We start from the raw sequence: 11,870 nt of genomic DNA, 5'->3' as shown, positions 1-11,870 counted from the left end.
GGCGTTCACCTATGCCTTTTCGACCTTCACCAGGAACGACTTGAATTCGGGGGTCTGCGAGTTGCCGTCGCCCACCACCGGGGTCAGGGTGTTGGTCACGTACCCCGGCTTGGCCAGTCCGGTGAATCCCCAGTGAATCGGGATGCCGACCGTGTGCAGCGTCTTGCCGTCCACCTGGAGCGGTTTGATGCGCTTGGTGACCACCGCCACCGCCTTGATGAAGCCCCGGTTGGAGGACACCTTCACGCGGTCCCCCGCGACCACGCCGATCTCCTTGGCCAGCGCCTCGCCGATTTCGACGAACTGTTCCGGCTGCAGGATGGCGTTGATGCGGGCGTGCTTGGTCCAGCCGTGGAAATGCTCGGTCAGCCGGTAGGACGTGGCGATGTGCGGGAACTGCTCGACCTTGCCCAGCGCGGCCTGGTCGTCCTTGAAGATGCGCGCGGCCGGGTTGTTGGTGGCCTGCGGCTGCTTGGCATTGAGCGGGTTATAGCCGAGCGGTGTTTCGAAGGGTTCATAGTGCTCGGGGAAGGGGCCCTCGGCCATGCCGCCGCGGGCAAAGAAGCGTGCCACGCCTTCCGGGTTCATGATGAAGGGTCCCATGCCGTTGGCCGGATCCTCGTCGGCCTTGAAATCCGGTACGTCGGCGCCGCTCCAGCTGGTGCCGTTCCAGGCGATCAGCTTGCGCGCCGGGTTGAACGGCTTGCCGCTCACATCGCACGAGGCGCGGTTGTACATCACGCGGCGATTGGCCGGCCACGCCCAGGCCCAGTTCAGGGTCTGGCCGATGCCGGTCGGGTCCGCGTTGTCGCGCCGCGCCATCTGGTTGCCCGCCGTGGTCCAGGCGCCGCAGAACAGCCAGCAGCCGCTGGCGGTGCTGCCGTCGTCGCGCAGTTCGGCGAAGCCGGAAAGCTGTTCGCCGGCGCGCCGCGTCACCTTGGTGGCGTCCTTGGGGTCCTTCAGCTCGGTCAGCGCGCGGCCGGAATATTCCTTGGCCAGTTCCTCGGGCGTCGGGCTGGCCGGATTGGCGTAGGGCCACGACAGGTTGACGATGGGATCGGGATACTTGCCGCCGCCGTTCTGGTACAGCTTGCGCAGGCGCAGGAACAGGCCCGACATGATCTCCAGGTCGCTGCGCGCCTCGCCCGGCGGCTCGGCGCCTTTCCAGTGCCATTGGAGCCAGCGCCCGGAGTTGATCAGCGCGCCATCTTCCTCGGCGAAGCAGGTGGTCGGCAGGCGGAACACCTCGGTCTGGATCTTGGCCGGATCGACGTTGTTGATCTCGTCGACATGGCGCCAGAACTCGGAAGTTTCGGTCGCCAGCGGGTCCATGATCACCAGGAACTTGAGCCTGGCCAGGCCGGCGCTGAGCTTGGCCTTGTTCGGCGCGGCCACCAGCGGGTTGAAACCCTGGGCGATATAGCCATTCATCTTGCCCTGGCTCATCAGCTCGATCACCTGCAGCAGGTCGTACGGTTTGTCGAGCTTGGGCAGGTAGTCGTATGCCCACTGGTTGTCGGCGGTGGCGGCGTTGCCCCACCATGCCTTCATCAGGCTGACATGGAATTTGCCGTAGTTCTGCCAGTAGCTGAGCTGGTTGGGCCGCAGCGGCTTGGGCGCGCGATCGGCGATATATTTGCCGTAATCCTGTTCGGCCTCGTTCGGCAGGGTCAGGTAGCCGGGCAGCAGGTTCGACAGCAGCCCCAGATCGGTCAGGCCCTGGATGTTGGAATGTCCGCGCAGCGCATTCATGCCGCCGCCCGCGATGCCGATGTTGCCCAGCAGCAATTGCACCATGGCCCCGGTGCGGATGATCTGCGAGCCGATCGAGTGCTGTGTCCAGCCAAGCGCGTACATGATGGTCATGGCGCGCGTCGGCGTGGCGGTCGAGGCCAGCATCTCGCACACGGCCTGGAACTTGTCCCTGGGCGAGCCGCACACCCGTTCCACCATCTCGGGCGTATAGCGCGCGTAATGCTGCTTGAGCAGGTTGTAGACGCAGCGCGGATGGGTCAGCGTGGGATCGGTCTTGACGAAGCCGTCGTCCCCTTTTTCGTAGTCCCAGGTGGACTTGTCGTACTTGCGCGCGGCGGCGTCGTAGCCGGAGAAGATGCCCTGGTCGAAGGTGAAGTCCTCGCGCACGATAAAGGTGAAGTCGGTGTAGTTCTTCACGTACTCGTGCTGGATCTTGTCCTGGCTCAGCAGGTAGTGGATCACCCCGCCCAGGAATACGATGTCGCTGCCGGTGCGGATCGGCACATACAGGTCCGCCACCGATGCCGAGCGCGTAAAGCGCGGATCGACCACGATCAGGCGGGCCTTGTTGTGCGCCTTGGCCTCCGTGACCCACTTGAATCCGCACGGGTGCGCCTCGGCCGCATTGCCGCCCATGATCAGGATGACATCCGCGTTCTTGATGTCGACCCAGTGATTCGTCATCGCACCGCGGCCAAACGTCGGGGCAAGACCTGCCACCGTCGGACCGTGTCAGACACGCGCCTGGTTGTCGAACGCCAGCATCCCCATGCTGCGGATCGTCTTGTGGGTCAGGTAGCCAACCTCGTTGCTGCTGGCGGAGGCCGCCAGCATGCCGGTGGTCAGCCATCGATTGACGGTCTTGCCGTCGGCGGTCTTCTCGACGAAGTTGGCGTCGCGGTCTTCCTTCATGCGTTTCGCGATGCGGTCGAGCGCGTCATCCCACGACAGGCGCTGCCACCGGTCCGATCCGGGGGCGCGATACTCGGGGTACTTCAGCCGGCTGGGGCTGTGGATGAAGTCGATCAGGGCCGCGCCCTTCGGGCAGAGCGTGCCGCGGTTGACCGGATGGTCGGCATCGCCCTCGATGTGGATGATGCTGGCCTTGGCGTTCTTCGCGCCGTCGCCCAGGCTGTACATCAGGATGCCGCAGGCCACCGAGCAGTACGGGCAGGTATTGCGGGTTTCGGTGGCGCGGGCCAGCTTGTAGGCGCGCACCTCGGCCAGCGCCGGGCCGGGGGAGAATCCCATCAGCGCAAGACTGGAGCCCGCGAGGGACACTCCGGTAATCTTGAGAAACTGACGGCGGTTCATCGTGACCATGGGGATACCTCCTCGGCATGGCGACAATTTCGGGGGAACTGCTGTCCAGTATAGGACACCCGGGGAAGCAAACTGCATACCCGTCAGGAAGGGGAGCGGCGCCAGGCGCCGGTGACAGCGCCGCCCGCCGGGCGGGCGTGGCGCCGCGCCGCATGGTGCAATGCGGGATGGCGGCCGGCATGCCATCCCGCGCCCGGCTCAGGCGGCGGCGCGCCTTGCCCGGGCGGGCGTCCACAGCGCGCCCGCATAGAACTCGGGGCCGAAATCGGCCGGTACGTCACCGCGGATGCGCTGCTGGTGCAGCGGCAGGTCGGCCAGCAGCAGGTCGCGGCTGATGCGCGCTACCGTGCCGGGAATATCGCGGCGCATGCTCGGCACGTCGCCCAGCGGCACGCCGACGCTGGCGAAGCCGGCCGGGTTGTGCACGTGGATGTCGCGCAGCCACGGCGCGGCGCCGGGCGTCTTCTCCAGGTATTCGAGGCCGGCGCCGAGATAGGGCGAGGCCGCCAGCTCGTCGTCGCGCGCATCCGCCGGCGGCTGGTAGCGCTCGCGCCAGCGCAGGATGTGCGGCGCTATGTCTGCCAGCTCGGGCCGTGCCGACGGATCGACCAGGTAGCCGGTGCCTGCAATCGCAAAGTCGAAGCACAGCGTCTCGCCCTGTACCTCGGTGACGATGCGGCCAGCCTCCACTTCGGCGGCGCACAGCGCCGTGCCCAGGTGCAGATGGAACTGCGGGAACCTGAGCACCCGCTCAACCGAATCCGCCGGCGGCGTGGAGCCGGCGCGGCGGTAGCGGATGGCCTGCTCCCAGCGCGTGGCGTCGGGCAGGGCATGGTAGTTGTCGTAGAGCCCGGGATAGGCGCGCACCCGCGAGACCGGCGTGGCGGCGATATGGCCGCGGCGCGCGAACAGGTGCACGGCCGCGGCGCCGGACTCCAGCGCCACGGCGGCGGCGTCGAAGGCCGAGGCGGCGGCGCCCAGCACTGCGACCGTCTTGCCGCGCAGTGCGTCGAAGTCGATGGCATCGGCGGTATGGGCTGCCAGCCCGGCGGCCACGGCCTGCGACAGGACGGCTGGCACGAGCGGGGCCCCGTTGCCCGCCACGCCATTGGCCAGGATGATCTTGCGCGCGGTTTCGACGCGCGCCTCCCCGTTGGCTTCCACATGCAGGCGGAAGTGCGGCACCACGCCGCCGGTGACGGGCTCTATGCGCAGGACCCGCGTGCCGTAGCGCACCTGGACGCCGAGGAAGCCGCGGTACCAGTCCAGGTAATCGGCCCAGGCGAGGCGGGGAATGCGGTCGATCGCGGCGTAGGCCGCGGCGCCGTGCCGCGCTTCGTACCAGGCCTGGAAGCCCAGTGCCGGCAGGCCGAGTTCAGGCCCGATCAGGTTCTTGGGCGTGCGCAGCTTCTGCATGCGGGCGCGGGTGCGCCACACGCCGGCTTGCGAGCCGTCGGGCGCGGCATCCAGCACGGTGACGCGGCCTATGCCCGCGCGGCGCAGCGCGAAGGCATAGGCACTGCCGCTCTGGCCGCCGCCGACAATGGCGACGTTGTGATCGATGCCGGGGTGGTCGGGCACCCAGTTGTCGGGCGCGGGGCCGAGCAGGCGCAGGGTTTCACGCGCGAGGAAATCGGGATCGGACGCGGGAGTGGCGTGGGCAAGGGTGGACGTAGTGGTCATGCGGTGGCGGCAATGGTTGGTGCGACGGGTTTGGCGGCAGCGGTGTCCGCGCTCCGGGCCGGATGCGCGGGGCGCTTGAGGCCAAGGTGCTCGCGCAGCGTGCTGCCCGAGTACTCGGTGCGGAACAGGCCCCGGCGCCGCAATTCCGGCAGCACCAGCTCGATGAAATCGGTCAGCCCGCCCGGCAGCAACGGCGACATGACGTTGTAGCCATCCGCGCCATATTTCCGGAAGCGTTCTTCGAGCTGGTCCGCAATCTGCACGGGCGTGCCGACCAGTTGCCAGTGGCCGCGCGCCCCGGCGACGCGCTGGTAAAGCTGGCGGATGGTCAGGTTCTCGCGCCGCGCCAGGTCGATCACCAGGCGCTGGCGGCTCTTGCTGGCGTTGGTTTCGGGCAGCTCGGGAATCGGGCCATCGAGCGGGTAGCCGGACAGGTCGAAGCCGCCGCTCAGTCCCGACACCAGCGCAAGGCCGACCACCGGGTCGATCAGCGCTTGCAACTGCTCGAACTTCTCCCTGGCTTCGCCCTCGCTTTGCGCCACCACGGGAAACACGCCGGGCAGGATCTTCAGGTCATCGGCATCGCGTCCGTACCTGGCAAGGCGGCCCTTGACGTCGGCGTAGAACGCCACCGCGTCTTCCACGGTCTGCTGGGCGGTGAACACGGCTTCGCCGGTGCGCGCGGCGAGCTCCTTGCCGGCTTCGGACGAGCCGGCCTGTACCACCACGGGATGGCCCTGCGGCGTGCGCGAAACGTTGAGCGGCCCCTGCACCGAGAAGTGCTTGCCCTTGTGGCGCAGCACGTGGCGCCGGGCGGGATCGTAATAGCGTCCGCTGGCCTTGTCGCGCAGGAAGGCATCGTCCTCCCAGCTGTTCCACAGGCCGGTGACCACGTCGGCGAATTCGGCGGCGCGTTCGTAGCGCTGGGCATGCGCGAAATGGTGGTCGCGGTTGAAGTTGCGCGCTTCATGCTCGTTGGACGAGGTGACCAGGTTCCAGCCGGCGCGGCCGCCCGAGATATGGTCGAGCGAGGCGAACTTGCGCGCCACGTGGTAGGGCTCGTTGAAGCTGGTGGACGCGGTGCCGACCAGGCCGATGCGATCGGTCACCGCGGCCAGCGCAGACAGCAGGGTGATCGGTTCGAACTGCGCCTGGTAGCTGTGCGCGGTGCGGCTCAGGAATTCGACATCGTCGCCGCGCGTGCCCACGCCGTCGGCCAGGAAGATCAGGTCGAATTTCGCCGCCTCGGCGGCCTGCGCCAGTGCTACGTAGTGCTTGAAGTCGATGCCCGCGTCGGCCTTGGCGTCGGGATGGCGCCAGGCGGCGATGTGGTGGCCGCTGGGGTAGAGGAAGGCTCCCAGGCTGAGGAAGCCATTGCGTTGTGCCATGGTTGCGTGTCTCGCTATGTTGCGTGCCTGTTGACGGTTGCTTGTGGCGCCACCGGGATGTCAGGCGGCTTTGCGCGGGCCCTGCCGGCCTTGCGGCCGTGCCAGTCCAAGGTGCTCGCGCAAGGTGCGGCCTTCGTACCCGGTGCGGAAAATGCCGCGCCGCTGCAGGATCGGCACCACGCCGTCGACGAAATCCTGCAACCCGTCGGGCAGCGCGTCCGGCATCAGGTTGAAGCCGTCGGCGGCGCCGTGGCGGAACCAGTGCTCGATATCGTCGGCGATCTGCTCGGGCGTGCCGACGATCACGCGGTGCCCGCCGCCGCCCGCCAGTTCGCGGATGAGTGCGCGCACGGTGTAGCCGTGGCGCCGCGCCAGCGCGAGCGTGGCGTTGAAGAAGGTGTGGTTGCCATTGCCATTGGCGGGCAGGGCGAGGTTTTCCGGCAGCCGCTGGTCCAGCGCCAGGCGCTCGGGCGTGATGCCGAGGATGCCGGCGAGCCGCGTCAGGCTGTAGTCCCACGGGATCAGGTCGACCAGTTCGTCGCGGCGCTTGCGCGCCTGCGCTTCGGTGGCGCCGATGATGGTGGTCAGGCCGGCCAGCACCTGCACGGCGTCGGGGCCGCGCCCCAGGGCCTGCGCGCGGGATTTCAGCTCGCGCCCGTAGGCCAGCGATTCCTCGAACGACTGCGAAGCCGAGAACACGGCCTCCGCGTGGCGCGCGGCAAGTTCGCGCCCATCGGCGGAGCCGCCGGCCTGCACCACCACCGGGTGGCCTTGCGGCGAGCGCGGCAGGTTGAGCGGCCCTTGCACATGGAAGTGCTCGCCATGGTGCGAGATCGGCTGCACCTTGGCAGGATCGACAAAGCGCCCCCCGGCCTTGTCGCCGAGAAAAGCATCGTCCTCCCAGCTGTCCCACAGCGCCTTGACGACGGCGGTGAACTCGGACGCGCGCGCATAGCGCTGCGCGTGATCCGGCACGGTTTCGCGCCCGAAGTTGTGCGCCGATGGCAGGTCGGCGGTGGTCACCACGTTCCAGCCAGCGCGCCCGGCGCTCACATGGTCCAGCGTGGCAAACCGCCGTGCGATGTTATAGGGCTCGTTGTAGCTGGTGGAGGCGGTGCCGATCAGGCCGATATGCGTGGTCGCCGCCGCGATGCTGGCCAGCAGCACGGTCGGCTCCAGCGCGGTGATCGGACGGAAGTGGATCTGGTCGACGATGGCGGCATTGTCCGCCAGGAACACCGCATCGAGCTTGCCCGCCTCGGCGATCTGCGCCACGCGGATGTAGTGGCGCACATCGGCAAAGGCGGAGGGGTCGCTCTGTGCCAGCCGCCAGGCCGACGGTACGAAGCCCGAATGCAGGATGTTGACATTGAGGTGAAGCTGGCGCGGCGGCCTGGATGCACTGCTGGATGTGCTCATTGGAATGTCCCCGGCTCCGGATGGCCTTCGCCGAGCACCCAGCGGCCGACAGTGCGGGTCTTGTACTCGGCGGGGTTGTGCAGCGTGTGGATGCGGGCATTGCGCCAGAAGCGGTCCAGCCCGAGCTTGCGCACGGCGGAGCGTGCGCCCGTGAGCTCGAAGATTTCGCTGGAGACCTGCAGCGCGGCTTCGCCGGCCAGCACATTGGCGGCCGCGATCGCTACCGCCGCCTCGCCGCGTTCCTCGGCGCTCAGCGCTTCCCCGCGCGCCGCGACCTTGTCCAGCGCGGCCAGCGCCCGGTCCGCCAGCGCCGTTGCGGCCTGGGTGCGGACCCACAGCTCGCCATACTGGCGGCGCACCCACGGGTCGTCCGTGTGCCGCTCCACGCCAGAGTGGACCCACGGGCGCGACTGGTGCACGGTGTATTCGCGGCCCGCGCGCAGGGCGCCCTGCGCCGTGCCGATAAACACATTGAGCAGCACGCTCTGCTGCTGCAGCGGCGTGACCGAGCGGTAGGGCTCGGCTGGCGCGCCGGCGGGGTTGAGCGGCACCGGCTGGCCCAGCACTTCGCCCTGGTGCACGCGCACGCCGCGATAGCTGACGCGGCCGCTGCCGGTCTGGCGCTGGCCGATGCCGTCCCAGTCGTCCTCGATCGCGATGCCTTCGCGGTTGGCGGGAATCGCGGCAAAGCGCCGCTCGCCGTTGTCCGCGTCCTCCCAGGCAATCGCCAGGAAGTCGGCGACGTGCGAGCCGGATGTGAAGGGCCGGAAGCCGTCCAGCACGAACCACTCGCCATCGCGCCGGCCAAACAGGCTTTTGGAGAAACTGTTCGACGTATTGCCCCAGAACCAGTTTCCCTCGGCGGAGCGCCGCCACAGGCTTGCCGTCTGCTCCGGCGCCTTGCGCAGGCGCGGGCTCAGCAGGCTGCTGTAGTGATAGCCGAACAGGTGGCCAAGCGAGCCGTCCACCTGCGCGAACAGGCGCACGATGCGCAGCACGGTCGACCAGGTCTCGCCCTGCCCGCCATGCTCGCGCGGCAGCAGTAGCGTGAGCAGGCCGTTTTCCTTGAGCAGGCGGATCTGTTCCACCGGCCTGCCGCCGGCCTGGTCGCGCGCGACGGCATCCTCGCCGAAGCGCTCGCGCAGCGCCACGGCGCGGGCGATGAAGGGGTTGCTGGTGTCAGGCTCGAACAGCGCGGGCGCGGTATCGGCCTGTGCCTGGAGATAAGCGACGTTGGCGGTCATGGCGTGGCGTGGATTGGAGAGCCTCAATGTACCTTGGCAAAACCGTGGCGCCCGGCCAGCAGTTCCAGGATGCGGCGGCTGTCGGTGACAAAGCGCACCTCGCCCACTGCCTGCGCGTCGGCGGGCGCCGGCGCATGGTCGCCCAGGACCAGCGCGGGCAGGTCCTGGTGCGCTTCACCGAGTACCGCGATCACGTCCCGGCGAGGGCGCTCGAAGGGCACACGCGTAATGTCCAGGCGTGCGGCCAGTTCGGGCGCCGAAGCCAGCAAGCCTTCTATGGGCAGGCCATGCGGGCAGACAAAACGGTCTTCGGGATGCTTGGGGTCGATGAATCCGGGTTGCAGCAGGAACAGTCGGTCGCGGCTCATGGGGATTGACGGTGATGGTGACGGTGATGGAGTTGGATCGGTAGCGCTGGTGCTAGCGTTAGCGGTAGACGGCAGGCGAGGGGAACTCGCCTGTGAGCAGCCACGTGCCCACCGTGCGTTTCTTGTACTCCGCCGGGTTGTGCAGGGTGTGCGTGCGCACATTGCGCCAGAAGCGGTCGAAGCCGTTGGCGGTGGTGGCCGAGCGCGCGCCCATCACCTCGAAGATTTCGCTCGACACGGCCAGGCCGGTCTCGCCCGCGTACAGGTTTGCCGTGGCGATGTCGATCGCTGCGCGCCCGCGCTGCTCCGGCGTCAGCGCCGGGCCATGGCGGTAGATCGCGTCCAGGCTGCGCGCCGCCTGGTCGGCCAGTTCGGCGGCCGCCAGCGTGCGGATGGCGAGTTCGCCGTACTTGCGCTGGACCCATGGATCGTCGACATGGCGCGCCACGCCGGCATGGATCCACGGGCGCGACAGCGTGGCGGTATAGGCGCGGCCTTCGTCGAGCGCGCCCTGCGCGGTGCCGACGAACACATTGAGCAGCACGCTCTGCTGCAGCAGCGTGACCAGCGAGGCAAAGGGCGTCAGCGGATCGTCGGGCCGGCCCAGGAGTTCATCGTCGCGTACCAGCACGCCGTTGAACGTCACTGTGCCGCTGCCGGTCTGGCGCTGGCCGATGCCGTCCCAGTCGTCCTCGATCACGATGCCTGCCCGCTCGGCCGGGATCACGCCGGTCAGCCGCTGGCCGAGTTCGTTTTCCCAGGCGACCTGGATCGTGTCGGCCACATGGGTGCCGCTGGAGAAGGGCCGGAATCCCGCGAGCACCCAGCCGTCGTTGCCCGGCGAGCGCCGCGCGCTGGAGGTCTTCGACAACACGTTGCCCGAATTGCTCCACAGCCACTGCCGTTCGGCTGCGGTGGAAAGCAGGCGTTCCTTCTGTTCCGCCGTGCCACGTGCCAGCACGCTATGTATCGGCAGATGGTGGTAGCCAAACAGGTGCGCCAGCGAGCCGTCGGTACGTGCGAATTCCCGCACCACGCGCAGCAGCGAGAGCCATGAAGCGCCACCGCCGCCGTAGGCGGCGGGAATCCCCGCCGACAGCAGGCCGCTTTCCTTCAGCAGGCGAATCTGTTTGAGGGGACGGCCGCCGGCCTTGTCGCGGGCGACGGCATCGGTATGGAAGGCCTCGCGCAGCACCACTGCGCGGGCGACGAAGGGATCGGTCGGATCCGGGCCGAAGGAAGGCATGCGATCTCTGGCGAAGTGGCCCGGCGACGGTTCGCCGGTCCATGCTGGTTGGGCCTGGCGCGCCTGAGGGGCGGGTGCGGCCCGTAGGCCGGCAATGTCCCTGGCAGGCGCCGCGTTGTGTTCTCGTTGCAGCACTGGGGACACGATAAGACAAGCCGGCCGCGCTACCAACGAAGCAAAGCGCGCTTGCATATCCATTTTTTATGGGCGCTTCTTCCCCGCCTGTGGGAGATGGGAACGCATTGCCGTTTATCCGGTGATGCGCTTTTCCGTCAAAGCGCCGCGCCCGTATACCCCTCGCCCTTCCACTCGATAAAGCAAAGTCCGTGTCCGAACGGGTCCGACAGCATGGCTTGCCGGCCCCACTCGAAATCCTGCGGCCAGTCCTCCAGCTCGGCACCGGCATCCAGCGCCCGCTCGATCGCGCTTTCCAGGTCTTCCACCACAAAATCAAGATGCACCGGCGTCCAGTGCCGGCGATAGTCGCGCCGTCCGTCGGCGCGCTTGCTGGGCGAACTGCCGGGCGCCTTGGCCAGCAGATAGATCGGTGCGTTGCCGCCGAGCATCTCCGCCACGGAGCCGTCGAACAGCCGTCGCGCAAGCCGCAGCCCTAGGCCGTGCTGGTAGAAGCCGATACCGCGAGCAAGGTCGTCGACATCGATATTGATCAGCAATTGCATGGCAGCCTCCTGTTTGGGGGGACGGTGACCGCCCCGGTGAGGGCGGGATTGTGCGCCGGGGCTCCTGACAAATGCTGTCAGGAGTGTCGCAGCCGGCGCCCGCACGCCAGGAGGCAGAGACCGGATCAGCCGCGCATCGCGGCCAGCATCGAACCCACCACCGGCACCAGCGCATCGCCGAGCGCGATATGGGCATCGGCGTCCAGGTGCACGCCGTCCACCTCGCTGCTGCGGATCACCGTGCCGGTATCGAACAGCGCGCAGCCACGCGCATGGCAGACTTCCCCGAAGGCCTGCGCCAGCCCCGCGCATTTGTGCTCGCCGCCCGCGAACTTCGGCGCCAGCGGCCCGCGCGGCGTGGTGATCGGCGGTGGCACCAGCACCAGCACCGGCGGCGACGGCATGCCGGGTTCGATGGGCGCGGCGCGGATGGTGTCCAGCAGGGCGCCGATGCCCTGCGCGGCGTGCCAGGCATTGTGCGGGTGCATGGACTGGAAATCGTTGCTGCCCAGCATCAGGATCACCAGCGCCAGCGGCGCGTGCATTTCCATGCGCTGCGCCAGCCCCTGGATGCCGTTGCGGCCGGGTTTGAACGGGTCGTCCCAGACCGTGCGCCGGCCGTTGAGGCAGTCTTCCAGTATGCGCACCGGGCGCTGTCCCGTGTCCGCGTTGAGGGCCAGCTCCAGCCGGCCAGGCCAGCGAATCGGCCAAGGCAGGCGCTGCCGCGTTCCCGGGACGATGCCCCAGGACAGCGAGTCGGCGTA

At 68.3% G+C, this 11,870-nt stretch carries 9 protein-coding genes; all 9 read right to left on the bottom strand.

All coding sequences use genetic code 11. From position 1 onward, the window contains the following. Positions 1–9: 9 nt before the first annotated feature. Positions 10–3,078 carry a formate dehydrogenase-N subunit alpha gene (gene fdnG / locus P3W85_RS37970; RefSeq protein ID WP_276268581.1) on the bottom strand — a complete coding sequence of 1,023 codons (3,069 nt, stop codon included), beginning with the start codon at positions 3,076–3,078 and terminating at the stop codon, positions 10–12. A gap of 198 nt (positions 3,079–3,276) precedes the next feature. After that, a complete protein-coding gene (locus tag P3W85_RS37965) occupies positions 3,277–4,761 on the bottom strand; it encodes a SidA/IucD/PvdA family monooxygenase (protein WP_276268580.1) in 1,485 nt (494 codons plus the stop codon). Next, complete coding sequence (locus tag P3W85_RS37960; RefSeq protein ID WP_276268579.1) at positions 4,758–6,149, bottom strand: LLM class flavin-dependent oxidoreductase; 1,392 nt, start codon at positions 6,147–6,149, stop codon at positions 4,758–4,760. The genes P3W85_RS37965 and P3W85_RS37960 overlap by 4 nt, the downstream gene beginning before the upstream one ends. A 60-nt stretch (positions 6,150–6,209) precedes the next feature. After that, positions 6,210–7,568 carry an LLM class flavin-dependent oxidoreductase gene (locus P3W85_RS37955; protein WP_276268578.1) on the bottom strand — a complete coding sequence of 453 codons (1,359 nt, stop codon included), beginning with the start codon at positions 7,566–7,568 and terminating at the stop codon, positions 6,210–6,212. Then, positions 7,565–8,812, bottom strand: coding sequence for an acyl-CoA dehydrogenase family protein (locus P3W85_RS37950; RefSeq protein ID WP_276268577.1), 1,248 nt, complete (start codon positions 8,810–8,812; stop codon positions 7,565–7,567). The genes P3W85_RS37955 and P3W85_RS37950 overlap by 4 nt, the downstream gene beginning before the upstream one ends. 23 nt (positions 8,813–8,835) lie before the next feature. Then, positions 8,836–9,180, bottom strand: coding sequence for a DUF3088 domain-containing protein (locus P3W85_RS37945; protein WP_276268576.1), 345 nt, complete (start codon positions 9,178–9,180; stop codon positions 8,836–8,838). Between the two features lie 58 nt (positions 9,181–9,238). After that, the gene (locus P3W85_RS37940) at positions 9,239–10,426 is read right to left on the bottom strand and encodes an acyl-CoA dehydrogenase family protein (protein WP_276268575.1); all 1,188 of its coding nucleotides are present in this window, start codon (positions 10,424–10,426) and stop codon (positions 9,239–9,241) included. A 272-nt stretch (positions 10,427–10,698) separates the two neighbouring features. After that, on the bottom strand, positions 10,699–11,106 hold the full coding sequence (locus P3W85_RS37935; protein ID WP_276268574.1) for a VOC family protein: 408 nt from the start codon (positions 11,104–11,106) through the stop codon (positions 10,699–10,701). Positions 11,107–11,231: 125 nt separating this feature from the next. Next, a partial coding sequence (locus P3W85_RS37930; RefSeq protein ID WP_276268573.1) for an SGNH/GDSL hydrolase family protein occupies positions 11,232–11,870 on the bottom strand: 639 nt, incomplete at its 5' end.

It is taken from the genome of Cupriavidus basilensis, from assembly GCF_029335485.1.
In the GTDB taxonomy this organism is placed as follows: Bacteria; Pseudomonadota; Gammaproteobacteria; order Burkholderiales; family Burkholderiaceae; genus Cupriavidus; species Cupriavidus basilensis_E.
The sequence above is the reverse complement of the archived record's forward strand: the minus strand, read 5'-3'. Positions and strand labels throughout refer to the sequence as shown.

What these genes read in the sequence shown, in the direction of transcription:
- P3W85_RS37965 (WP_276268580.1), bottom strand. Translation starts at nt 4,761, where the DNA reads ATGACCACTACGTCCACCCTTGCCCACGCCACTCCCGCGTCCGATCCC.
- P3W85_RS37960 (WP_276268579.1), bottom strand. Translation starts at nt 6,149, where the DNA reads ATGGCACAACGCAATGGCTTCCTCAGCCTGGGAGCCTTCCTCTACCCC.
- P3W85_RS37955 (WP_276268578.1), bottom strand. Translation starts at nt 7,568, where the DNA reads ATGAGCACATCCAGCAGTGCATCCAGGCCGCCGCGCCAGCTTCACCTC.
- P3W85_RS37950 (WP_276268577.1), bottom strand. Translation starts at nt 8,812, where the DNA reads ATGACCGCCAACGTCGCTTATCTCCAGGCACAGGCCGATACCGCGCCC.
- P3W85_RS37945 (WP_276268576.1), bottom strand. Translation starts at nt 9,180, where the DNA reads ATGAGCCGCGACCGACTGTTCCTGCTGCAACCCGGATTCATCGACCCC.
- P3W85_RS37940 (WP_276268575.1), bottom strand. Translation starts at nt 10,426, where the DNA reads ATGCCTTCCTTCGGCCCGGATCCGACCGATCCCTTCGTCGCCCGCGCA.
- P3W85_RS37935 (WP_276268574.1), bottom strand. Translation starts at nt 11,106, where the DNA reads ATGCAATTGCTGATCAATATCGATGTCGACGACCTTGCTCGCGGTATC.